We start from the raw sequence: 22,747 nt of genomic DNA on the forward strand, positions 1-22,747 counted from the left end.
TCGTGCTATGGTATTCAGGGCTGCGGCCTGCGTACCTGAAGAGGTTCGATTTGTAAAAATCGAATAAAATTGGGTGGTATCACGGAATTTCCGTCCCTTACGGGGGGCGGAATTTTTTTTTTTATTATTTCAATCTTTTATACTTGGAGGAAATCTCATGAAAAACCAATCTACCTATCACTTTGAAACCTTACAACAACATGCCGGACAAACTGCCGATGCCGTAACCGGAGCTCGTGCCGTCCCGATTTACCAAACCACTTCCTATGTCTTTCAAAACACACAGGACGGGGAAGACCAATTCGCTTTGAGAAAACCGGGGTATATTTACAGTCGTCTCGCGAATCCTACGCAAGAAGTACTGGAAAAACGGATTGCCGCCCTCGAAGGCGGTACGGCCGCGTTAGCAACCGCCAGCGGTTCGGCCGCTATTGCCTACAGTATTATTAATCTGGCCGGAGCCGGTGATGAAATTGTAGCGGCTCCCACCTTATATGGCGGTACCTTCGAACTGTTTACGGAAACCTTTAAACACTTGGGCATTACTGCACATTTTTCCGATATCGACAACCTCACGTCCATAGAACAGGCCATTACCGCTCGCACCAAAGCAGTCTACATAGAAAGTTTAGGCAATCCGGCCATAAACATTCCCGACTTTGAAGCCATTGCCGACTTGGCACACGCCCACGGCCTGCCGCTAATCGTCGACAGTACCTTCGCTACTCCCTACCTCTTTCGACCTTTAGCATATGGCGCCGACATTGTCGTCCATTCTGCGACTAAATTTATTGGGGGACACGGCACCACCTTGGGCGGACTGATTGTAGAAAACGGGTCTTTTGATTGGGGCGCTTCCGGTCGTTTCCCCGAATTTACCGCTCCCGACGCCTCTTATAACGGCATCAACTTCGCCGCTGACATTCCCGATGCGCCTTTTGTCACTCGCATTCGCGCCAAATATTTACGTGATCTCGGTGCCTGCATCAGCCCTTTTAATGCCTGGCTCTTACTGCAGGGATTGGAAACCCTGTCCTTGCGTGTTGAACGGCATGTACAGAATGCGGAAAAAATAGCCGCTTATTTAGCGGCTCATCCTAAAGTGGCGACTGTCAATTATCCTTCCTTACCGACTTCGCCTTATTATGCGTTAGCTAAAAAATATTTTCCCCGCGGTACCGGCTCCATCTTTTCCTTTACCCTGAAAGCCGGCTATACAGCGGCCCGTACCTTCATTGATAAGGCGGAAATTTTTTCCGATCTCGCCAATGTGGGAGATTCCAAATCTTTGTTGGTTCATCCGGCTTCCACTACGCACCAGCAACTTTCTCCGGAAGCCCAAAAAGCCTGCGGCATTACACCGGGAACCGTACGTATTTCCGTCGGTCTGGAAAATGTAACCGATCTCATTGCAGCCTTGGATAAGGCGCTGTGCCAAGTATAATAACAGGAGAAATACAGTTATGCCAATTCAAATTTCCGACGGCTTGGCCGCCAAAAAACAATTACACGAAGAAGGCATCGCCACGATTGACAATCAGACCGCCTTACAGCAGGACATTCGTCCGTTACGCATTCTCATTCTAAATCTGATGCCCCTGAAAGAACAGACGGAATTACAATTTTTACGACTCTTGGGCGATTCTCCTTTGCAGCTGGATGTCGATTTTTGTCACATGACCAGCCATACCGGTACACACACAGATAATTCCTATTTGGAAAAAAATTATTATACCTTCCGTGACATACAACACCGACGGTATGACGGCTTCATTATTACGGGCGCCCCGGTGGAAACGCTTCCCTTTACTGCTGTCGATTATTGGCCCGAACTGACACACTACCTGGAATGGGCCAAAACCCGGGTGTTCTCCACGTTATATTTTTGTTGGGGTGCGCAAGCCGGCTTGTACTATCATTACGGCATAGAAAAACGACCGTTATCACAAAAACTGTTCGGAATCTATGAGTACGGCCTTACGGTTCGCAATCACCCCTTACTGCGCGGGTTTGATGATCGCTATTTTATTCCCCAATCGCGACATACAGCCATTGACGATACCCGTATTTATTCCGTTCCGTCTTTGGAAGTCTTATCCCGCTCGGAAGAAAACGGCATCAACATTACCGGTACCTGGGATTACCGTCGCATTTTCGTGCTCGGTCATTTTGAATATGATCGCTATACATTGGAAAACGAATACAAACGAGATCGTGCCAAAGGCGCGGACATTGCATTACCGCAACACTATTATCCGCAGGATGATGACGGAAAAACTCCGCGTTTCAATTGGTGCAGTTATGCCCATCTGTTTTACCATAACTGGCTGAATATTGTATATCAAAACACTCCCTACCGCTTACAAGACCTGGTTCCTCTGTCGGAATAATCCGGACCGCAAAAATAAGCAGCTGCATAAGCTGCTTATTTTATTGCCGTTATTCTTCTCGAAGCACCTTACCGGGATTTAAAATTCCATGCGGGTCCAAGGCATTTTTTATTTTCTTCATCACCGCCAATTCTACCGGATCGGTATACGCTTCCATATACGCTACGCGTTTACACCCGATACCGTGTTCGCCCGACAGCCGACCGCCCGAACGATACACAAAAGGATACGCAAATTTCCGAAAATCGGCCACTTCCGCTTGCCATACAGCTGCCGGCAAATCCCCGCGTAACAGTTGAAAATGCAAATTTCCGTCACCGGCATGCGCCAAACAAAAGGCTTCAAAAGAATACGTTGCCGCTTTTTTCATTAAAGTATGCAGACAATTCCCGATCTGCAGCAACGGAACGACCAGATCCTCCGAAGTCGACTCGCGGGACAATTCCCGCGTACTTTCCAAGCAATTTCGACGCACTTTCCAAACCCGTTCGTCCGCCTTGACCATATCCACGGCGCCGCAAGTTTCTCCCAGGGCGACCAAGGTTTCCGTCATGCGCGCCAATTCTTCCGAACAAAACGCTTCCAACGTAACAATGACATAATACGCATCTTGCCAATGCGGCAACGGTACTCGACAATACTGCACGGCACGACGTACAAATTTTTTATCCATAAATTCAACAGACGTCGGATTTACTGCACTTTGCATTAATTTCGGTACCAACGATACGGCCTGTTCTAAAGAAGAAAATATAATAAGACCGTCAAACCGATACGGCGGCAAGGGAACCAACTTCAGAATAACCTTAGTAATAATCCCTAAAATTCCTTCCGAACCGATAAGCAACTGCTCCAGACAAAACCCGGTAGAACACTTTTTCAATACCGAACCGAATTGCGTAATTTCACCGGTCGGCAATACCGCTTCCACCGCATACACCTGCTGCCGCGTCGTGCCATAGCGAACCGCTTTATTGCCGCCCGCATTCGTTGCCAAATTTCCCCCGATAAAACAACTGTCCGAACTGCACGGATCGCCGGCATATAACAACCCTTTTGCCCGGGCCGCCGCCTGTATATCCGCTGTGCGTACACCGGCTTCCGCCACCAAATACAACCCGTTTTCCCGAACTTCCAAAATGCGATTCAATCGCTCCATAGATACTACGATACCGCCATATACAGGAACGACGCCGCCGCATACCCCCGTACCGGCTCCTCGCGGTGTAACCGGAATCCGCCTCCGATTCGCCAATTTCATAATACGGCTGATTTCCTCTGCCGTACCCGGAAATACTACCACTTCCGCTTGCCGGTGTGCAAGCATACCGCTTTCATCCTCGCTGTAAGATTGTAAAATATGCGGTGCCGTTTTTACATGTGCAGCACCTGTAATCTCCCGCAATTCCTGTAACACCGCTTCAGTTACTGCCTGATACGTTTTCACCTTATGCCTCCTATAAAAAACATGAAACCGCCTGCGCAGTTTCATGTTTTTTTTATATCCCTAAAAATAAATTACACCGCCCCATGTACCAAGCAACAAGCATGCGTATCACTAATAGCCCCAACAATACCGTCGTTATAGTATATAGAAAATTCTCAAAATCTTCCATATGAGCCGTTCGCGCACGCCACCCTTGCCAAAGTTTTTTCAAATACGCCATACACGCTACTCCTATATGTCCGGATATAATTCTTTAATTGTTCGCGCCGCTTCTTCGTCCTTCTGAATGCCTTTCAACAACGTCTTTTCCGAATTTTCCATATGTCGTTTCGCTACTTTGCGAGCCATCGCACTGTTGTGATTGGCTATATTTTCTACCATTTGCCGATGCTCCTCCCAAGTAGCCGATAACCGCCCCGGATAATGCATGGAAATAGAGCGAAACCGCAACATTTGTTCTCGTAAATTATGCAAAATATCCACTAACCGCTGATTGCGGCTGGCTTGATACAACACATCATGAAACCGTACATCCGCATCCACAATTTTAGCAAAATCATCATGTTCCATGTATTCATTGATTTCCACTAAAATGCGTTCCAGACACTCCAATTCATCATTGGTAATACGTTCCGCCGCCAACCCTGCCGCCAATTCTTCCAATGCGCCCCGAATTTCAAATACTTGAGCAATATCTTTCAACGAAATATCCGCCACATAAGTCCCGCGTCGCGGTACCATGACCACAAATCCTTCTTGCTCCAACTTACGAATCGCTTCCCGAATAGGCGTCCGACTGACCCCCAATTCGTCGGCCAGTTTAATTTCCATCAACCGCTGTCCCGGCTGTAAGACGCCGTCTTTAATAGCCTGTCGCAGGGCATCACTGACCACCTCCCGCAACGGCTTATACGTGTCCAACTGTATAGGAGTTAACATATTCCGCCCTTGCTTATCCATCGTTCTGTCCGTTCCCCCTAACCAAATGCGTCCGGTATACTTCGATCCCCGCCGTGTTCGCTTCCTGTTGCAACCGTCTAAAGGACGAAGCCACTATTGTCGGCGGTATAAACGCAAAGACAGTCGGTCCGCTGCCGGATAACAGCGGTACCAAGCCATGCGTTTTCAATATATTGCGACACTGCGCGGCAGCCGGTACACGCGGAAATACCGACGATTCAAAACTGTTTCCCCAACAGCCGCTTAACCGCTCTCTGTCTGCCGATTGTACACTCTGTACAATCTTCTCCATCCATACTTCTTCATGTACTTGTTGCTCATCGAACCAGGCATATGCCATACCTGTCTGTACGGATACCGGCGGATGCAAAATACATACCGGCCACGACGGTAAAGGCGCCATAGGCGTTAACACCTCTCCCGTTCCCTGCCCGCGCTGCGTGCCTCCCTGCACACAAAACGGCACATCGGCACCTAGCGTGGCTCCTATATGACATAAAGTCTCCGCTGTTAATCCCAACCGCCAAAACCGATTCAACCCGCGTAACACGGCTGCCGCATCCGCACTGCCGCCGGCCAACCCGGCCGCCAAGGGAATCCGTTTTTCCAAATGAATATGTACCGCTGACGATGATTTATTTCGATACGCGCCCAATGCCGCATATGCTTTATACGCCAAATTGGAAGTATTACAAGCTAACGCCGCCTGCGAACAGGTGAGCTGAAATGAATCTGCCGCTTCTATATACACCGTGTCATGCAATGCAATAGACTGAAATACAGTATCAATCCTATGATACCCGTCACTGCGTTTTCCTATAATGGACAATCCTAAATTAATTTTCCCATATGCCCTTTCTTGTATCATTCCAATCTCCGCTCTGCTTATAAAATAAAGGCCGTGTATTTAAAACCGCAAATCCCTATGCTATAATTTAACTACCTTGAGAAATGTGAACATACGCAACCTTATGATTCTCCTCTCAATTATACTTTTTTTTAATACTTTTTCAATTCTTTCTCCCCTTGATTGGAGCGGATATTATGCATACTAAGTCATTATCATCTATAGTAGACACGGCCAAACCTTATCTGGCCGCCGTCATCGGCAACATTATTTGCGGACTGGGTATTAACGCCTTTTTTATTCCTCATCATTTATTAAGCAGCGGTCTGAGCGGAATCGCCATCATTATTTACTACGCCGTAGGGTTTCCGGTAGGCACGGTCGTCTTCATTTTAAATATTCCCATTATGCTCGCCTGTTATAAATATATGGGGCGAAAATACACCCTCATCAGTTTAATCGGCACCGTACTATTTTCCGCCTCCATTGATTTAACCGCCTACACCTCCCAATGGGTGATTATTAAAGACCCCATTCTCTCCGGCGTAGCCGGCGGTCTCATGACCGGTCTCGGCTTCGGCATCTTGTATAAATACGACGTGAACAGCGGCGGTATGGATGTAGTGGCCGCCATTGTAAAAAAATATTATTCCCTGGAAATGGGCAATGTCGTCATGATTATAAATACACTGGTACTCTTTTGCTCGGCATACATGTTTTCTTTAGAACCGGCCGTCCTTACATTTATTGCCATTGCCATCGCCACCTTTATTACCAACAAAGTCGTTATCGGCATGAAACAACGAAAATCCGTCATTATTATCTCCAACCGCGCCGAAGAAATCGCCAATATTCTCATGCGCTACATCGGACACGGCGCCACCTATATTTACGGGCAAGGCGCCTATACAATGCAGGACAAACGCATCATTTATGCCGTTATTAAATTAACAGAAATCTCTAAAATAAAAGATATTATCAACAAAGTAGACCCCTCCGCCTTTATGATTATCAGCGATGCCTCCGAAGTAGTCGGGCGCGGTTTCACCGGCCCTGCCGTACACTACCATACCTATCCCGGTGCGGATATGGTTATGCCGCACACCAAAAACACCCGCCCTCCTGAATATTAATAGTACATCTTACAAAAAAAAAGAGCCGCTTTCCTACCATTCTTGCATAGGAAAGCGGCTCCTCTTTTTTCACTTCCTCCCACCATCTCCCCGGACAAAGTCCGAAAGCAGAATACCCAAAATCTGCGTGTGCGGGAAGAACAATGGTATAAGAACTATATTCACGACCATTTTAATTTCTTTTTTCAAAAATATAAAAAAAGCGGTGACAAATTTTGTCATTTTCTTGTTATACGCCGGTAACGACGTCGCACATACTTTCTGCGCCCGATAAAAAGGCTCCCTACGGATAATCCGTAAGGGCCTTTTTATTGTCCCTATTTTTTTACTTAATGTTTATACTCCCGGCCAAGCCATTTCTTTGCCGCCCAAAAGGTGCGCATGCATATGGTGAACCGTTTGGCCCGCTTTTTCACCCGTATTAAACACCACCCGAAACCCGTCGGTTAATCCGAGTTGTGCCGCTACTTTTTGAATAACAAAAAGCATATTCGCGGCAATCGGACGATCCGCCTCTGTTAAAGAGGCAATACCGGCAATGTGTTTTTTGGGAATAATTAAAACATGTACCGGCGCTACCGGCGCAATGTCTTTAAACGCATAAAATTGTTCATCTTCATATACCTTCGTGCTTGGAATTTCCCCTTTGACAATTTTACAGAAAATACAATCATCCATCATTTATTCTCCTCCTTTAATGCCAGCAGTTCCTTATCGCGCCTGCCGATCACTTTTACTGCTACCATATCGCCGACTTTTATCGCCGGCGCCTCTTGAATGGAAACGCGCTCATAATTTTCGCAAAATCCGCTCGCCAGGCCCGCTTGTACTTGTTCTATCAATACATGTACCGTTTTTCCTAAAAATGACTGTTGTACTTGTTGTTTTTGTGCCGCCGAAAGTGCATTTACCGCTTCTACCCGGCGTTTTCGTTCGACCGGTGAAACTTGTCCCGCCATCATTGCCGCCGGAGTTCCTTGTCGCGGGGAAAAAGGGAAGGCATGAATATGTGAATACGGAAGTTGTCGCAGCGTTTCCATGGTTTCTTCAAAGAGAGCCTCTGTTTCACCGGGAAATCCCAAAATAAGATCCGTTGAAAAAGTTATATTCGGAATGTGTTGTTGTAAGTGCGCAAGGAGACCGATGTATTCCTGTTTAGTATATTGTCGATTCATTGCTTTTAAAATCGTATCGGATCCGGCTTGTATAGGAATATGCAAATGAGGACAAATACGCTGTTCCGCCTCATTGATGATCCGTATTAAGTCGTCATCCACTTCCAAAGAATCAATCGAGCCCAACCGCAACCGCAATACATCCGTTTCTTCCACTAAACGACGCAAAATATGTGCCAATGTCGGTTTTTCCGCAAGCTCTTTACCATAAGCCCCCAAATGAATTCCCGTCAATACCAGTTCTTTAAACCCTGCTTCCACAAGTCGTTTCGCTTCTTCCACGATAGCATCCGGACGACGCGATTTCAGTTTTCCGCGAGTATACGGAATAATGCAATATGTGCAAAAATTATTGCACCCTTCTTGTATTTTTAAATCGGCGCGGGTATGTGTTACTGCCGCCGGATACAGAGGAATTTCTTCAAATTCATCCGGGCTGTGCCGTATATCGTGAATAGCTGTAAGCGCATGTCCGGACGGAGCCTGCAAAAGGGTTTGTACAATCGTCACAATCTTTTTTTTCTCATTCGTACCTACGACGGCGTCAACCCCTTCCATAGCCGCCAATACGTCCGGCGAAAGTTGTGCGTAACATCCTGTAACGACCACCACGCTGTGAGGATTCTGCTTTTTGGCTCTACGAATAAGTTGTCGGGATTTCTTTTCCCCCATTTGCGTAACCGAGCAGGTGTTGATAACGTAAACATCCGCCGTCTCCGTAAAAAGTGCAGTACGGAAACCTGCGGCCGCAAAAAGACCGCGCATACTGTCCGTATCATATTGATTAACTCGGCAACCCAAGGTAGCAAAAGCAATAGTTGACATTCATTAAAAACCTCTCTCATACATAAGGATCGATAAACTCGCCAAAGCCGCCGTTTCCGCCCGCAAAATCCGTTTTCCCAAGGAAACCGTACGACACCATGCGGCTTGTGATACGGCATACGCAATTTCTTTAGGGCTAAATCCGCCTTCCGGGCCGATGCACAGAACAACATCGCCCTGTTGTACTTCATGACAAACTTCTGCTAAAGACGTAGTTTCCCGTTCATACGGAATGACAAAACGACTCGTTCCGTACGCTTGAAAAAGTTCGGTAAACGGCATTACCTCCCGAATGATCGGAACATCATCACGACCGCACTGCTTCGCCGCTTCTACCGCAATACGTCGCCAACGTTCAAACTTACCGCTACGATGATTATCATTTAATTTTACTACACAATGCTCCATTTGTACAGGAATGATCGTGTGTACACCCAATTCCGTCGCTTTTTGAATAAGCCATTCAAATTTATCATTTTTTAATAGGCCTGCCGCCAACACGACTTTTCCCGTCTCCTGTGTACGGCAGGATAACCGCTCTTCAACTGTCAACACGGCACTGTGTCCGGCAATACTGTCAATCCGACAAGCATACGTCGTGCCGGTACTGTCGGTCACGGCAATGCGATCCCCCACGCCGTGCCGTAATACGACCAGCACATGACGGGCATCGGCGCCGTTGAGTTCAAAGCGGGCTTCTAAAGGGAAATCCGTAAATATTTTGCGCATTTACTCCTCCTGTTGCAAATAAAGTGCATACCAACCGTTACTTTTCTTTTCCTCGCGGACAATAAATCCGTACCGCTTAACCGCAGCGTATACCTCTTCTATACGCGTATCGATAATACCGCTCACAATCAGATGGCCGCCTTTTTTTATAAACCGATGTACGCCGGCTAATAAGCGTACTACCGGATCGGTAACTAAATTGGCAACCACTAAATCGACGCCGTTTTTCGGCGGTGTCAGGTTTTGTAACAAATCCCCGCGTTCTACTTGCACTTGTGCGGCAACATCATTGCGTTGCACATTCTTAACGGCTTGTTGTACCGATGCTTCATCAATGTCCACCGCTTTAACCGCCGCCGCTCCGTATTTTGCCGCCGCAATTGCCAAAATTCCCGTTCCCGTTCCGATATCCCATACCTGTTGTTCCGACCGCACATATTTTTCCAATAAGCGTATGCACATTGCCGTAGTTTCATGCAGACCGCTCCCAAAAGCGCGTCCCGGATCAACAATAATATTAATCTCATTTTTTTCAGCCGTATTGACTTCCCATGCAGGAATAATTCGACAACGACGCGTTACATCCGTAGCATGAAAGTATTGTTGCCAAGTATACAACCACTCCGTTTCATCCGCGACCTGCGGTTGCCACGCAATAGCTAAAGAAAGGTTTTCCCCGGTTGCCAAAACTTGCAATTTGTTATTAATTTCCTTTTCTATATGCGGTTGCGACGGAAAATACGCAGTGATCCGTATACGTCCGCATTCATCCGTCTCTTCATCATGAATAACGGCCCCGTTGCTGCCGCATTCATATAAAAGAAGAGCCACCGCATCAGTGGCTCTCGGAGCAACCGCAATGTTTACCTCTTTCCATTGCATCGTCTATTCTCCTATAATCATAATTCGTCTTTCAACTTACTCCAAAATCCTTTTTTATTTTTTCTTTTTCCGTGCGTGCATCGGTCCGCGCCTTATTTTCCGGGGTCGCTGCAGACTCCTCCGTCGTGCTCTCTCCACACGCTGCGGCGAATGCCTGTAACAATTCCTTTTGCTTAGGCGTCAATTTTTTCGGCACCGCAATTTGTACACGTACATGATGATCGCCGCGACGATTCCGCGATCCCAAAACAGGGACACCTTTATCTCGAATACGGAAAACCGTGTTGTTTTGCGTACCGGCCGGAATTTTTAAATCGACCGTTCCATCCAACGTACGTACCCGAATGGAAGCCCCCAATGCAGCCTGTGTAAAGGAAATCGTTTCATTGGAGATAATATCGTTGCCGTCTCTGACAAATTCGGCACTTTTACGCACAAAAATGTATACGTATAAATCACCGTATGAACCGCCCCGTTTTCCCGGTTCCCCTTCACCGGAGACTCGCAATCTGGCGCCTGTATCCACACCCGCCGGAATTTTCACCTTAATCTTTTTGCGAACTTTTACCGTACCCGTGCCGCGACATTTAACACATTTCTTTTTAATAAACTTGCCGGTTCCGCCGCAATGAGAACAAGTACGCATATTAACCATCGTACCGAAAGGCGTATTATGGGTAACTTGTTCTTGTCCGCTGCCATGACACTGCGGACATGTTTCCGCCGTTGTCCCCGGTTCCGCACCGGAACCGCCGCAACGTTCACAGCGATCTTCTTTCGGCACTTGAATTTCCATTTCTGTACCGAATACCGCTTGTTCAAACGATACTTCTATATCAAAACGGAGATCCGAACCGCGTTGCGGACCGTTACGATATTGTCGATTTCCCTGACCGCCAAAAAAATTATCGAAAATATCTTCAAAACCGCCAAAACCGCCGCCTTGACTGAAGCCCCCAAAACCGCCGAAGCCGCCGAAGCCTCCCTGTCCGAATCCGCCGGCACCGGCGGCATTCCCGTTTTGGAACGCCTCCGGTCCGAACTGATCATACTGTGCCCGTTTTGTCTTATCCGACAACACACTATAGGCTTCATTTATTTCCTTAAACTTTTCTTCTGCAGCTTTGGGGTTGTCCCGATTTTTATCAGGATGATATTGTATTGCCAATTTTCGGAAGGCCTTTTTTATTTCCGCTTCATTGGCGGTTTTCGGCACTCCCAACACTTCATAATAATCTCGTTTACTCATAATGGGCAACCCCTTTTATCTGCCTTTTATTTCTTATCATCATCAACAACCGTATAATCCGCGTCGACAACTTTTTCATCACCGGCGCCTTCTTTTTCCGGCTTTTCCGCCGATTGCTGCTGTGCCTGTTCCGCTTCCTGCCGAGCTGCCGCGTCTTTATACATTTCACCGGACAATTCATACAACGGCTTGGTCAATTCTTCCGATGCGGCTTTAATCTTATCCACATCTCCCGAATTCATCGCTTCTTTTAATGCGGCAATCTTTTCTTTGATTGCATCCGTTTTAGCCGCATCCGCTTTATCGCCCAATTCTTTCAGCGTCTTTTCGGCTTGATAAATCAACGTGTCGGCATTATTCTTGGCTTCAATACCGGCTTTCCGCTTTTTATCTTCCGCTTCATGTGCGGCAGCTTCTTTCACCATCCGATCAATTTCACTTTGGTCCAAATTCGTCTTGGACGTAATCGTAATTTTTTGTTCTTTACCGGTTCCCAAATCTTTCGCCGTTACATTTACAATGCCGTTCGCGTCAATGTTGAACGTTACTTCAATCTTGGGAACGCCACGCGGAGCGGCCGGAATCCCTGTCAATTCAAACCGGCCCAACGATTTATTATCCGCCGCCATTTCCCGTTCGCCTTGCAACACATGAATATCTACAGACGGTTGATTATCGGCAGCCGTGGAGAATACCTGACTTCCCGATGTAGGAATCGTCGTATTGCGGTCAATAATCTTAGTGAATACACCGCCTAACGTTTCAATCCCCAAAGAAAGCGGCGTTACGTCCAATAAAAGAACGTCTTTTACATCGCCTACGAGTACACCGGCCTGAATAGCCGCGCCGATAGCCACACATTCATCCGGATTTACGCCCTTGCTCGGTTCTTTTCCTAAAATAGATTTAATAGCTTCTTGTACGGCCGGAATACGGCTGGAACCGCCGACTAAAATAATTTTGTCAATTTCATCAATACTTAATCCCGAATCGGCAATCGCTTTGCGCGTCGGTTCCATCGTGGCATGTACCAACTCTTCTGTCAACTCATTAAACTTGGCACGTGTCAACGTCAGATCCATATGTTTCGGACCCGAAGCATCTGCCGTAATGAAAGGTAAATTAATATTGGTGGACATAACAGTCGACAATTCAATTTTTGCTTTTTTCAGCCGCTTCTTTCAACCGTTGTTCCGCCATCTTGTCCTGTGACAGATCAATCCCCGTCTGACTCTTAAATTCTTGAATCATCCAGTTCATCACGGCATTATCAAAATCATCTCCGCCAAGATGCGTGTTCCCGTTGGTCGCCTTTACTTCGAATACACCTTCGCCTAATTCCAAAATAGATACATCGAATGTACCGCCGCCCAAGTCAAATACGAGAATCTTACCGTCTCCGCCTTTATCCAGGCCGTACGCCAAAGCGGCGGCTGTCGGTTCATTGACAATACGCAAGACATCCAATCCGGCAATCTTGCCCGCATCTTTTGTGGCCTGACGCTGGCTGTCCGAGAAATATGCCGGTACCGTAATTACGGCCTGTGTAACTTTTTCTCCCAAATATCCTTCCGCATCTTCCTTTAATTTCTGCAATACCATAGCGGAAATTTCCTGCGGCGTATACTTCTTGCCGTTTACATCTACTTTATAATCTTCCCCCATATGGCGTTTTATAGACGCAATCGTGTTTTCCGGATTGGAAACGGCCTGCCGTTTTGCCAATTGTCCTACCAGCCGTTCTCCCGTCTTGGAAAAGCCTACTACGGAAGGAGTTAAACGCGAGCCTTCCGCATTTGTTATAACAGTAGGTTCGCCGCCTTCCATTACGGCTACTACCGAATTTGTGGTCCCTAAATCAATACCGATTACTTTACTCATAGTATCTGCCTCCTATATATATCAAAAGATTTATCCGTTAAATACTACTTTTACCATCGCCGGGCGTAATGTTTTATCACCCAACAAATATCCTTCCTGCAAAACTTCCGCCACCGTATCATTTTCATACGCATCACTGGCTACGCGCGTAACGGCTTGATGATACTGCGGATCAAAGGGCTTGCCTACAGCCTCCATTTTCGTCACGCCTTCTTTCTCCAACACCTCACGCAATTGCTTATAAATCATTTCATAGCCGGCAACAAAAGATTGCATTTCTTCGCTCATCGTTTCCCGCGGGCTTTGCAGGGCCCGTTCAAAATTATCCATAATGGGCAAAATGCGAATTAATACTTCCGTTTTTACTAACTCGGAAAGTTGCAATTTCTCAACATTCGTGCGTTTTTTAAAATTGGCAAAATCCGCTTGCAACCGCACATACCGCTGATGTTCTTCAGCTGCCGCCGCGGCCGCTTCGGCCGTCCCTTGTCCGTCGGGAGCCGCCGTCGCCTCTTCCCGCTTTTCTTCCGGCGACGCAATGTTTGTATCTTCCGTTACGGATTCCGCCTCTTCCCGAGTTCTTCCTTTTTCTTCTTCACTCATCGCTCCGTAGCCTCCTAAGGTTTGTCTTCATAATGCTCTAAAATCTGCTTTATATGTTGCTGCATAAAATGAAGTAAGCCGATAATCCGCGCATACTCCATTCGCGTCGGTCCCAACACGGCAATCTTACCGACTACAGCATTTCCCGCTGTAAACGTAGCTTCAATAATGCTGCAATCCGTAATCGGTTGCAATTTTATTTCATCGCCGATGCGAACGGTTACCTTATCCTGTCCGTCATTGCCGAAAAGTCCCGACACCACTTCTTGTTCTTCCAGCAAAGTAACTAAATTTTTAGCTTTATGCACGTCTTTAAATTCAGGCTTATCAAACAACTCCAGTGTACCGCCCTTATACACTTGATGTTCCCGTTGAAATGCCCGATGTAAAGTTTGAAAAGCAGTACGATATAATTCCAAATCATCTACAACGGTTTCGCGAAAACGATTAAGAAAATCTACATCCATTTGCCCCAACGCTTTTCCCGCCAAACAACACGTTAACCGCTCGGCAATATGGTTCAGCTCATCCAGAGAAACCCCTTCCGGTCTGTCAAAAAGACAGTTTTCAATATGCCCCGAATCGGTAACCACAATCATAATTGCACGACGGTCATCCAACGGCAGAAACCGGACATACTTCAATTTAGCCTGTACTTGTTGCGACGCCATCACAAAAATCGCATTATGTGTCATTTGTGCCAATACTTTTGCCATGGATTGAAAGATTTGATCCACACCGCTGACTTTATGATGAAACCATTCTTCCACCATTTTGCGCTCTGCCGGCGCCACAGCGGTGGGTTCCAACAAACAGTCTACATAAAAACGATATCCTTTGACGGACGGAATCCGTCCGGCTGACGTATGAGGCTGTTCCAAAAACCCCAACATTTCCAAATCAAACATTTCATTACGGATCGTCGCGGCGCCTACACCTAAATCGTATTTTCGTGCTATAGTACGGGAGCCGACAGGTTCTGCCGAGGTGATATAGTCTTGAATAATGGCTTGTAAAATTCTTTTTTTTCGCTCATTCAATGTCAATGTCATCACCTCTATCTGCGGGCTTGTATTAGCACTCTTCATATTCGAGTGCTAACAACCATCTATAAGATAGCATGCCGGTTTTTATTTGTCAATAGATTTCAAGCCAAAAATCGGCTTTTTAGTCAAAAAGTCAAATTTTATTTTATCATGAATCTCCGTTTTTCCTATGCTATAATAAATACATTCAGTAATATATAAAAAGAAAGGAATGATTTTCATGAATGAAATCGCCACAGGTTTACTTTCCTTTATTCATACATCCACGTCTCCGTTTCATACCGTACGCACCGGAGCCGCCATGTTGGCGGCTGCCGGTTTTTGCGAACTCTCTCTGCATGAACCGTGGACATTAACGCGAGGCGGCGCCTATTACATACGTTTTTTCGACTCCACTTTACTCGCCTTTACCCTCGGCGATCATCCGCGCGACCATCTGCGCATTGCCGCCGCCCATACCGATTTTCCCGCGTTGCGTATTAAACCGCAGGCCACCTTGCACACCCCCGATTATGACACTTTAAATGTCGAAATATATGGCGGTCTCATGCGCGAATCCTGGTTGGATCGCCCCCTTTCTTTTGCCGGTAAAGTCGTCTTACAGGGTGAACAGGTTTTTACGCCGCAAGTACAACTGATTGATTATAAAAAACCGGTCTTTATCATTCCGCGTCTTGCCATTCATTTAAATCGCAAAGTCAATGACGGCTTGCCTTTAAATCCGCAAAAAGACATGCTCCCGTTACTGAGTTTATCCGACGAAAAGCCGTCCTCTTTTACCGATTTTCTCGCTGCCTATATGCAAATAGAACCTTCCCGCTTACTAGCCTATGATTTGACCGTCTATCCTTGCGAAGAAGGCTGCCTGCTGGGAATGCATCAAGAGCTTCTTTCCGCTCCCCGCCTGGATAATTTAACATCCGCATATGCCTGCCTCATGGGTATGATAGACAGCCATCCGGCAGACGGCTTAAATATGATTGCGCTCTTCGATAATGAGGAAGTGGGCAGTCGTACCAAACAAGGTGCCGCCTCCCAAGCCCTGCCGCGTATCCTGCACAGCATATACCGAACCTTGCAATATACGGAAGAGGAGTATCGTTGTGATATGGCCGATGCATTTTTACTTTCCGTAGATGTCGCACATGCTCTCCATCCCAATATTCCCGAAAAATGCGATCCGTCACACCGCCCCGTTATGGGCAACGGTCCGGCATTAAAAACCGCCTGCAGTCAAGCTTATGTCGGCGATGCGGAAGCCTTGGGCATGATTAAAGGACTCTGCCGAAAATATCAAATTCCTCATCAACATTTCGTAAATCGCAATGATGTTCCCGGCGGCTCAACGCTGGGCTCCATTCTTTCTGCAGGCTTATCCGTCCGCGGCTTGGATGTGGGAATCCCTATTTTAGCCATGCACTCGGCGCGGGAAACCATGGGCATTGCCGATCAGGAACGGTTGCAACAATTATTGACCTGTTATTTCCAAGACCGCAATCAGTGACCCTTCTTTTTTATTTTTATACAGTATACGGAATTTTTTTACTTGTTTATCATTCTTACTTTTTTAAACAATACCATTTTTCTATACTTTTTACTTAAAATTTCAAAAAATTCCTTGTGTTGACTTGAATTTATATTCATACTATAATGTAACCGCATTAGCAAAATTTATGACATTTCAGGAAGTGAATATAAATGACCTTAGGACAAGAAATAAAGTTTTATCGCAAAAAAAAGGGCTTAACACAAACCGAATTCGGTGCCGTTTTCGGAATGTCCAAACAAGCCGTTTATTCTTGGGAAACGGGCTTATACGCACCGGATATCTCCGTATTACTGAAGATGGCGGATTTTTTTCAAATCCCCATTTGCATGTTAGTCGGACGTCCCGGCGTGTACTGTCGCGATCAGGAAGCCACCGCGGACCATTCGGACTGTACCTTCGTTTCAAAAAAAGACAGTCGTATTTTACAAGCTTTACATTATTTATCGCCGGAAGAACAGCAAGCCATTGAAATACTGCTCCACATTCATGAAAAGCAAAGCTGAGTATCTTCCGCACAAAGGAGGTAATTATGCCGTTGCCGCTGTATCGTTCTCTGCACGGACAAGCGATTGCCGAACATACGGTCAAAAAATCACGTTTTATTGCCACCGCAGCTCATATCACCTCACCGGCAGAAGGACAAGCCTTACTGCAGCGTTGTCGACAACGCTATCACGATGCCCGTCATCATTGCAGCGCCTATTGCCTCGGCATTCATCAGCCGCTGCAAAAAGCGAATGATGACGGAGAGCCGTCGGGCACTGCCGGTCATCCGATGTTGGCCGTCCTGCAAAACCATGCGCTGACCGATACGGGCGTAGTCGTCACCCGTTATTTCGGCGGTATTAAATTAGGCACGGCCGGTTTAATTCGGGCGTATAGCCGGGCCGTTACCTTAGTATTGGCAACCGCCGCCATCGCCGAATATTATGAACGGGAAATCATCACCATCACCGCCTCCTATCCGTACATTAATTCGTTGGAACGCTTTGCCGACACGCATGCGCTCACTATTGTACATCGTAATTTTGCGGAAATGGTCACCTTTACCTTGCAACTCCCGGTACAAGAAGCCGCCCGACTTCGGCAACAATTAACCGAATTGACCGCCGGCACGGCACACGTTCATTGTCAAGGCATTCGGACGGTTCCCGTTATCGTGCCGCCGTCCGGTGTTTTGCAGGAAACTTCGGAATAAAGAAAAAATAATTATTGACATTTGACAAATATATTTTTCAATGCTAAAATATGCCAAACAACACTATACGATGATTCATCGCGAGCAGTTGAGGGACTGGCCCAATGACACTGCGGCAACCCCCATTCGGGAAGGTGCCAATTCCAACGGAGTATTCCGGCAGATGATGTGCAGGTACATTCAGACCATCACCATTGCCGATGGTCTTTTTTGTTGTTTCATTATAAAAAAAGGAGCTGATACTGTGATTCAACTGGAGAATATTACCAAAACATATAGCGGTAAAGCCAAAGTCAATGCCTTAAAAGGTATTTCTCTAACGATTGAAGACGGTGAAATTTTCGGCATTATCGGTAAAAGCGGCGCCGGAAAATCCACCTTGGTACGTTGCATTAACATGTTGGAAAAACCGACAGAAGGGAAAGTCATTATTGATGACAAAGATTTGACGCTTTTATCCGAAGCGCAATTACGCGAAGAACGCAAACACATCGGCATGATTTTTCAACATTTCAATCTCTTATCCTCTCGTACCGTCTTTGACAACATTGCCTTTCCTTTAGAATTGGCCGGTGCTTCGAAAGAAGCCATTCAAAAAAAAGTTTCCGATTTATTGGAACTCGTACAATTAACAGACCGCAAATACAATTATCCCGCACAACTTTCAGGCGGTCAAAAACAACGGGTCGGTATTGCCCGAGCCTTAGCCGGCGATCCTAAAATTCTGCTTTGCGACGAAGCCACTTCGGCCTTAGATCCGCAAACAACCAAATCTATTTTGGAACTCTTACAGGATATTAACAAACGACTGGGCATTACTATCGTGCTCATTACGCATGAAATGAGTGTCATTAAGGATATTTGTCATCGCGTAGCCGTCATCGAAGGAGGCGTTATCAAAGAATCAGGACGGGTTGTAGATGTATTTTCCAATCCCCAATCAGAAACGATGCAAGAATTTGTTAAATCTATTATTAATACGGAATTGCCGGCAGGTTTAAAAAAATTGGGCGTCAGCAACCAACCGGCACCGGATAGAGCCATGCTTGTACGCCTGCGATTTAAAGGCTCGTTGACCGGCGATCCGCTCGTGGCTTCCGTAGTACGTAAATTCAATATCAATGTAAGCGTCCTTTATGGAAACATTGATTATATTCAAAATGAACGTTTCGGCTATTTGGTCATTATCATCCTCGGAGATATGCAAAAACAGGCCGAAGCCTATTCCTATATTAAAACATTACCTGTAAAAAGCGAGGTGTTGGGATATGTCCCCGGAAATCATTGATCTTATGCTCCAAGGTATTCAAGAAACCCTCATTATGGTTTGCGTTTCTACTGTCATTGCCGCGATTATCGGCATTCCTTTGGGAATTACACTGGTAACCTCTTCCAAGGGGCATATCTTACAAAATGCCGTTGTTCATCAAATTCTCAGTGCAATTGTCAATATTATTCGTTCCATTCCGTTTATTATTTTAATGGTCGCCATCATTCCGTTTACCCGCATCGTTGCCGGCACCTCTATCGGCACTACCGCCGCCTGCGTTCCCTTAACGATTGTGGCCGTTCCCTTTTTAAGTCGTTTAGTGGAAACCTCTATTCGCGATGTCGATTTCGGACTGGTCGAAGCTGCGGAATCGATGGGAGCCTCTCCCTTCCAAATCATTCGCAAAGTATTATTGCCGGAAGCATTGCCGACAATTATCAATAATATTACCGTCTTAATCGTTAATTTAATCGGTGCTTCCGCCATGGCCGGAGCCATCGGCGGTGGCGGTTTAGGGGATATTGCCATTCGCTACGGCTATCAGCGCTTTGAAGGCGATGTGATGCTTGTCACCATTATTATTTTGATTATCGGTGTCAACCTCATTCAAGCCGTCGGCGATTTTGCTTCCCGCAAAAAAAATAAAAAATAAACACCCGGCGGGCGATCCTGAAGACTCTCTTTTAAGAAGCAATAAATACTAAAATTATTGCTTCTAAGCATTGACGGACGTATCGTTCCATGCTAGAATAATTAAGCATTCTATGGAGCGGTATCGAAGTGGTCATAACGGGGCTGACTCGAAATCAGTTGGACCGTAAGGTCTCGTGGGTTCGAATCCCACCCGCTCCGCCAAAAAAGCACGCAATCGAGGAATAATCCCGATTGCGTGCTTTTTCTTTCGTTCTGCACACCTGCAGGGGTACGTTCTCCCCCTGCCCTTATCCTATAAAAAAAACACGCCCGTATATATTCTCTACAGGCGTGTAAACGTATACCATTCAACTATGTTTTTTTTGCAAAGTATGATGTAAAACCGTAACGATCGGCACGGTAATCAATGCGGAAACAATCGCTTCCGGAATGCCGTTCATCGCGCAAATGCCCAAGATTAAATCGGCAACATGATGAACCGGAATATGACGAATTTCAGCAAAATGCCGTGCATACAATATATAAATACCGCCCATAACACCGATCGTATTAATGGCGGATCCCGCAAAGGCCGCTACGGCCAAACAAAACGTATCTTTTCGAATCACTTTCCGTAAGCCGATATACAAATAATACGCCCCGACGGCAATGAGTACTCGCGGCAAAATAGATATAAGCGGATTTAAAAATGCAAAAGACAGCACTACCGGTGAGGTAATCGCTTGAAAAATACTGAAACAACCGAACAGAAACCCCACTGCCGCTCCTACGCGCGGCCCGGCCAACAAGGCGCCGATAATAACAGGGACATGCAAAATAGTCGCCTTCATCATGGGCAAGGGTATAAAGCCGTATCCCGTCACCCCTAATAATACGGTAATACCCGCCAGCATACCGACAATCGTCAACTCCCGCGTCGTAAACAGTGTTCTTCCCTGTCCCACTGCAGACGCATCCAATTCTTTATTCATCCTTCTCCATCCTCCGTTCTCGTTCTTTTATAGATACAAGTCGTACTTTTTCACATACTCTCCCTGTTCATACGGTCCCGTTCCGTGATACGGGCCGACAGTATGAACATGCTTTTGAGTTATGTTACGGGAATTATACCATACCATAAAGGTATTGCCAATAGATTTTACATAAAATAGTGAAAAAAAGAACATATTTTTCACCTCTTTTTCTTACGCGCCGACATAAAAATAAGAGAGAACCGTCGCCTTACCTTTCCGACGATGGTTCTCTCTTATTTTTATATTGCTTTAAAAAAATTTCATAGACTCTTTTTCCAATAATTCTTCCCGCAAAGCACTCAACTTTTTACTGCGCTGTACCCACATTTCTTCCGGATTGACCAGTCGTCTGTATTCCGGCCACAAGGACTGTATTTGCTCTTCCGCATACGAAATGATGTCTTGCAGCGGCGGCGTCGTATACACCGCCCGGCCCTCTTTAAAAATAGGTTGCAGTAAAGATTTCACATGATATGTGCCGCCTTTGAGAAGCCGAAAGCGCCACGGTGCTTTATCGCTCGTCAGCTCATAATCTTTTGTCGAATCAATCTCTTCCCCGGCCAAAGTAATCACATCCGCCTTCATTTTTCCCGTTTCTTTATCATATATACGCAGCACATTTTTAATACCGGGGTTGGAAATTTTTTCCACATTGTCACTCATTTTAATTTTCGGAACAAATTGCCCGTCTTCATACTGCCCCACTAATTTAAAAACACCGCCCAACGAGGGACTGTCTTTAGCCGTAATTAAATGGGTACCTACGCCCCACGAATTGATTTCACTGCCCTGTGCTTTTAATTCGGCAATTAAATTTTCATCCAAATCATTGGAAGCCGCAATAATCGCATCCGAAAATCCGGCCGCTTGCAACTGTTTTCGCGCTTCTTTAGATAAGTATGCCAAATCGCCGCTATCCAAACGAATCCCGTATACGGCCGGCAAACAGTTCTTTTGCCGTAACTCCGTGAATATTTTTATCGCATTCGGCACGCCCTGTTTTAACGTATTATACGTATCCACCAACAAAATTAAATTATTCGGATATTGTCGTACATAGGCGCGAAAGGCTTCCAATTCGGAAGCAAAGCTCATAATCCAACTATGTGCCATCGTTCCCAAAACGGGCATATGAAACATGGCTCCCGCCAACACATTACTCGTACCGTTGAACCCGCCGATCATGGCGGCTCGCGCGCCATGAACGCCGGCGGATTTGCCCTGCGCACGCCGCAAGCCGAATTCCATTAACGTATCATTTCCTGCAACCGTGCGGATTCTCCGGGCTTTAGTGGCAATAAGGCTCTCATGATTTAAAATCATAGAAAGACAGGTTTCCAATAAAATAGCCTCACTTTTTTTAGCATGCACGCGCAGCAGTACTTCCTGCGGAAATGCCACCGTGCCTTCCGGCATGGCATATATATCCCCGGTAAAAGAAAAGCCCTGCAAATAGCGTAAAAATTCTTCTTTAAAAAAGCCGGTATGCCGCAAATATTGCAAATCATCCGCACCGAACCGCAATCGTTTCACATAATCAATGACATGATTAAGACCGGCTATAACCGTATATCCGTTTTGAAAAGGATTTTTCCTATAAAATCGATCAAATACACACCTTTGCTCATGTTTTCCTTCAAAGAACAATCCTTGCATCATTGTCAACTGATATAAATCCGTCACTAATGCTTTTGTATACAAGATATGCGCCTCCCCATATAATATCATGTCTTATTATAACGTAAATCACATCGCTTGAATAATGCCGTTCTAACATATACGCGCCGCTATGTCTTAACAAAAGTCATGACACATAGTAGCCGCCTTGTTTTTTCTATCGTGATTCTTTTGTTCATGCTATAATACTACTATTATATAAAAGAAAGGAATATATTT

At 46.0% G+C, this 22,747-nt stretch carries 21 protein-coding genes, 1 tRNA gene, 1 pseudogene, 1 riboswitch and 1 other annotated feature (1 of these 25 cut by a window edge); of the genes and pseudogenes, 9 read left to right on the forward strand and 14 right to left on the reverse strand.

Annotation, left to right across the window (positions count from 1 at the left end; translation table 11 throughout):
* Positions 1 to 101: a binding site (T-box leader), on the forward strand (it extends 142 nt beyond the left edge of the window).
* Between the two features lie 56 nt (positions 102 to 157).
* Entirely contained in the window at positions 158 to 1,444 is a 1,287-nt protein-coding gene (locus tag HMPREF1039_RS03100) for an O-acetylhomoserine aminocarboxypropyltransferase/cysteine synthase family protein (protein ID WP_007390905.1), read from the forward strand.
* Between the two features lie 19 nt (positions 1,445 to 1,463).
* A complete protein-coding gene (locus HMPREF1039_RS03105) occupies positions 1,464 to 2,390 on the forward strand; it encodes a homoserine O-succinyltransferase (RefSeq protein ID WP_007390911.1) in 927 nt (308 codons plus the stop codon).
* Positions 2,391 to 2,439: 49 nt separating this feature from the next.
* Here HMPREF1039_RS03105 and HMPREF1039_RS03110 read toward each other — a convergent pair whose 3' ends face one another.
* The 4 genes from HMPREF1039_RS03110 to ispE are packed head-to-tail and all read right to left on the reverse strand — an operon-like array spanning position 2,440 to position 5,665.
* Positions 2,440 to 3,837 (reverse strand): FAD-binding oxidoreductase, encoded by a 1,398-nt coding sequence (locus HMPREF1039_RS03110; protein WP_007390977.1) that lies wholly within the window; start codon positions 3,835 to 3,837, stop codon positions 2,440 to 2,442.
* A 52-nt stretch (positions 3,838 to 3,889) separates the two neighbouring features.
* Positions 3,890 to 4,057: a hypothetical protein gene (locus HMPREF1039_RS08135; RefSeq protein ID WP_007390910.1), complete on the reverse strand. Its 168-nt coding sequence runs from the start codon at positions 4,055 to 4,057 to the stop codon at positions 3,890 to 3,892.
* Between the two features lie 11 nt (positions 4,058 to 4,068).
* Positions 4,069 to 4,797, reverse strand: a complete 729-nt coding sequence (locus HMPREF1039_RS03115) for a GntR family transcriptional regulator (RefSeq protein WP_007390938.1) — start codon at positions 4,795 to 4,797, stop codon at positions 4,069 to 4,071.
* Positions 4,790 to 5,665 (reverse strand): 4-(cytidine 5'-diphospho)-2-C-methyl-D-erythritol kinase, encoded by an 876-nt coding sequence (gene ispE, locus HMPREF1039_RS03120; RefSeq protein WP_007390922.1) that lies wholly within the window; start codon positions 5,663 to 5,665, stop codon positions 4,790 to 4,792. Before ispE ends, HMPREF1039_RS03115 begins: the two co-directional genes overlap by 8 nt.
* A 176-nt stretch (positions 5,666 to 5,841) precedes the next feature.
* On the opposite strand from ispE, the gene HMPREF1039_RS03125 reads away from it, so the two are divergent.
* On the forward strand, positions 5,842 to 6,777 hold the full coding sequence (locus HMPREF1039_RS03125) for a YitT family protein (RefSeq protein ID WP_007390920.1): 936 nt from the start codon (positions 5,842 to 5,844) through the stop codon (positions 6,775 to 6,777).
* A gap of 336 nt (positions 6,778 to 7,113) precedes the next feature.
* Here HMPREF1039_RS03125 and HMPREF1039_RS03130 read toward each other — a convergent pair whose 3' ends face one another.
* The 8 genes and pseudogenes from HMPREF1039_RS03130 to hrcA form a co-directional block, all read right to left on the reverse strand.
* Positions 7,114 to 7,455, reverse strand: coding sequence for a histidine triad nucleotide-binding protein (locus HMPREF1039_RS03130; RefSeq protein ID WP_039891728.1), 342 nt, complete (start codon positions 7,453 to 7,455; stop codon positions 7,114 to 7,116).
* A complete protein-coding gene (gene mtaB / locus HMPREF1039_RS03135) occupies positions 7,455 to 8,777 on the reverse strand; it encodes a tRNA (N(6)-L-threonylcarbamoyladenosine(37)-C(2))-methylthiotransferase MtaB (RefSeq protein ID WP_007390955.1) in 1,323 nt (440 codons plus the stop codon). The genes HMPREF1039_RS03130 and mtaB overlap by 1 nt, the downstream gene beginning before the upstream one ends.
* A 3-nt stretch (positions 8,778 to 8,780) precedes the next feature.
* Positions 8,781 to 9,506 (reverse strand): 16S rRNA (uracil(1498)-N(3))-methyltransferase, encoded by a 726-nt coding sequence (locus tag HMPREF1039_RS03140; RefSeq protein ID WP_007390958.1) that lies wholly within the window; start codon positions 9,504 to 9,506, stop codon positions 8,781 to 8,783.
* Positions 9,507 to 10,388 carry a 50S ribosomal protein L11 methyltransferase gene (gene prmA, locus HMPREF1039_RS03145; protein ID WP_007390962.1) on the reverse strand — a complete coding sequence of 294 codons (882 nt, stop codon included), beginning with the start codon at positions 10,386 to 10,388 and terminating at the stop codon, positions 9,507 to 9,509.
* A 31-nt stretch (positions 10,389 to 10,419) separates the two neighbouring features.
* Entirely contained in the window at positions 10,420 to 11,637 is a 1,218-nt protein-coding gene (gene dnaJ, locus HMPREF1039_RS03150) for a molecular chaperone DnaJ (RefSeq protein WP_007390956.1), read from the reverse strand.
* Between the two features lie 26 nt (positions 11,638 to 11,663).
* Positions 11,664 to 13,518: pseudogene (gene dnaK, locus HMPREF1039_RS03155) on the reverse strand (molecular chaperone DnaK).
* Positions 13,519 to 13,548: 30 nt separating this feature from the next.
* Positions 13,549 to 14,121, reverse strand: coding sequence for a nucleotide exchange factor GrpE (gene grpE, locus HMPREF1039_RS03160; protein WP_007390909.1), 573 nt, complete (start codon positions 14,119 to 14,121; stop codon positions 13,549 to 13,551).
* Between the two features lie 14 nt (positions 14,122 to 14,135).
* Positions 14,136 to 15,173, reverse strand: a complete 1,038-nt coding sequence (gene hrcA, locus HMPREF1039_RS03165) for a heat-inducible transcriptional repressor HrcA (protein WP_007390930.1) — start codon at positions 15,171 to 15,173, stop codon at positions 14,136 to 14,138.
* A gap of 214 nt (positions 15,174 to 15,387) precedes the next feature.
* Here hrcA and HMPREF1039_RS03170 point away from each other — a divergent pair, with 214 nt between their 5' ends.
* The 6 genes from HMPREF1039_RS03170 (at position 15,388) to HMPREF1039_RS03195 (ending at position 20,039) form a co-directional block, all read left to right on the forward strand.
* Positions 15,388 to 16,671, forward strand: coding sequence for a M18 family aminopeptidase (locus tag HMPREF1039_RS03170; RefSeq protein WP_007390904.1), 1,284 nt, complete (start codon positions 15,388 to 15,390; stop codon positions 16,669 to 16,671).
* Positions 16,672 to 16,865: 194 nt separating this feature from the next.
* Entirely contained in the window at positions 16,866 to 17,219 is a 354-nt protein-coding gene (locus HMPREF1039_RS03175) for a helix-turn-helix transcriptional regulator (RefSeq protein ID WP_007390947.1), read from the forward strand.
* A gap of 26 nt (positions 17,220 to 17,245) precedes the next feature.
* Positions 17,246 to 17,914 carry a YigZ family protein gene (locus tag HMPREF1039_RS03180; protein WP_007390925.1) on the forward strand — a complete coding sequence of 223 codons (669 nt, stop codon included), beginning with the start codon at positions 17,246 to 17,248 and terminating at the stop codon, positions 17,912 to 17,914.
* A 72-nt stretch (positions 17,915 to 17,986) separates the two neighbouring features.
* A riboswitch (SAM riboswitch) is annotated at positions 17,987 to 18,084 on the forward strand.
* A gap of 74 nt (positions 18,085 to 18,158) precedes the next feature.
* The gene (locus HMPREF1039_RS03185; protein ID WP_007390939.1) at positions 18,159 to 19,202 is read left to right on the forward strand and encodes a methionine ABC transporter ATP-binding protein; all 1,044 of its coding nucleotides are present in this window, start codon (positions 18,159 to 18,161) and stop codon (positions 19,200 to 19,202) included.
* Complete coding sequence (locus HMPREF1039_RS03190) at positions 19,183 to 19,836, forward strand: methionine ABC transporter permease (protein WP_007390903.1); 654 nt, start codon at positions 19,183 to 19,185, stop codon at positions 19,834 to 19,836. The genes HMPREF1039_RS03185 and HMPREF1039_RS03190 overlap by 20 nt, the downstream gene beginning before the upstream one ends.
* Before the next feature lie 114 nt (positions 19,837 to 19,950).
* Positions 19,951 to 20,039: transfer RNA gene (locus HMPREF1039_RS03195), tRNA-Ser, on the forward strand.
* 146 nt (positions 20,040 to 20,185) lie between these two features.
* Here HMPREF1039_RS03195 and HMPREF1039_RS03200 read toward each other — a convergent pair.
* Together HMPREF1039_RS03200 and HMPREF1039_RS03205 are read right to left on the reverse strand one after the other, a co-directional pair.
* A complete protein-coding gene (locus HMPREF1039_RS03200; protein ID WP_007390986.1) occupies positions 20,186 to 20,809 on the reverse strand; it encodes an ECF transporter S component in 624 nt (207 codons plus the stop codon).
* 291 nt (positions 20,810 to 21,100) lie between these two features.
* Positions 21,101 to 22,552 (reverse strand): nicotinate phosphoribosyltransferase, encoded by a 1,452-nt coding sequence (locus HMPREF1039_RS03205; protein WP_007390927.1) that lies wholly within the window; start codon positions 22,550 to 22,552, stop codon positions 21,101 to 21,103.
* Between the last annotated feature and the right edge of the window lie 195 nt (positions 22,553 to 22,747).

The organism is Megasphaera lornae (genome assembly GCF_000214495.1).
GTDB classification, from domain to species: domain Bacteria; phylum Bacillota; class Negativicutes; order Veillonellales; family Megasphaeraceae; genus Megasphaera; species Megasphaera lornae.

Excerpts from the sequence above, each read along its gene's own strand:
- prmA (WP_007390962.1), bottom strand. The coding sequence starts at position 10,388 with ATGCAATGGAAAGAGGTAAACATTGCGGTTGCTCCGAGAGCCACTGAT.
- HMPREF1039_RS03200 (WP_007390986.1), bottom strand. The coding sequence starts at position 20,809 with ATGAATAAAGAATTGGATGCGTCTGCAGTGGGACAGGGAAGAACACTG.
- HMPREF1039_RS03180 (WP_007390925.1), top strand. The coding sequence starts at position 17,246 with ATGCCGTTGCCGCTGTATCGTTCTCTGCACGGACAAGCGATTGCCGAA.
- HMPREF1039_RS03170 (WP_007390904.1), top strand. The coding sequence starts at position 15,388 with ATGAATGAAATCGCCACAGGTTTACTTTCCTTTATTCATACATCCACG.
- HMPREF1039_RS03175 (WP_007390947.1), top strand. The coding sequence starts at position 16,866 with ATGACCTTAGGACAAGAAATAAAGTTTTATCGCAAAAAAAAGGGCTTA.
- mtaB (WP_007390955.1), bottom strand. The coding sequence starts at position 8,777 with ATGTCAACTATTGCTTTTGCTACCTTGGGTTGCCGAGTTAATCAATAT.
- HMPREF1039_RS03100 (WP_007390905.1), top strand. The coding sequence starts at position 158 with ATGAAAAACCAATCTACCTATCACTTTGAAACCTTACAACAACATGCC.
- HMPREF1039_RS03190 (WP_007390903.1), top strand. The coding sequence starts at position 19,183 with ATGTCCCCGGAAATCATTGATCTTATGCTCCAAGGTATTCAAGAAACC.
- ispE (WP_007390922.1), bottom strand. The coding sequence starts at position 5,665 with ATGATACAAGAAAGGGCATATGGGAAAATTAATTTAGGATTGTCCATT.
- dnaJ (WP_007390956.1), bottom strand. The coding sequence starts at position 11,637 with ATGAGTAAACGAGATTATTATGAAGTGTTGGGAGTGCCGAAAACCGCC.
- grpE (WP_007390909.1), bottom strand. The coding sequence starts at position 14,121 with ATGAGTGAAGAAGAAAAAGGAAGAACTCGGGAAGAGGCGGAATCCGTA.
- HMPREF1039_RS03125 (WP_007390920.1), top strand. The coding sequence starts at position 5,842 with ATGCATACTAAGTCATTATCATCTATAGTAGACACGGCCAAACCTTAT.
- HMPREF1039_RS03115 (WP_007390938.1), bottom strand. The coding sequence starts at position 4,797 with ATGGATAAGCAAGGGCGGAATATGTTAACTCCTATACAGTTGGACACG.
- HMPREF1039_RS03140 (WP_007390958.1), bottom strand. The coding sequence starts at position 9,506 with ATGCGCAAAATATTTACGGATTTCCCTTTAGAAGCCCGCTTTGAACTC.
- HMPREF1039_RS03130 (WP_039891728.1), bottom strand. The coding sequence starts at position 7,455 with ATGGATGATTGTATTTTCTGTAAAATTGTCAAAGGGGAAATTCCAAGC.
- HMPREF1039_RS03105 (WP_007390911.1), top strand. The coding sequence starts at position 1,464 with ATGCCAATTCAAATTTCCGACGGCTTGGCCGCCAAAAAACAATTACAC.
- hrcA (WP_007390930.1), bottom strand. The coding sequence starts at position 15,173 with ATGACATTGACATTGAATGAGCGAAAAAAAAGAATTTTACAAGCCATT.
- HMPREF1039_RS08135 (WP_007390910.1), bottom strand. The coding sequence starts at position 4,057 with ATGGCGTATTTGAAAAAACTTTGGCAAGGGTGGCGTGCGCGAACGGCT.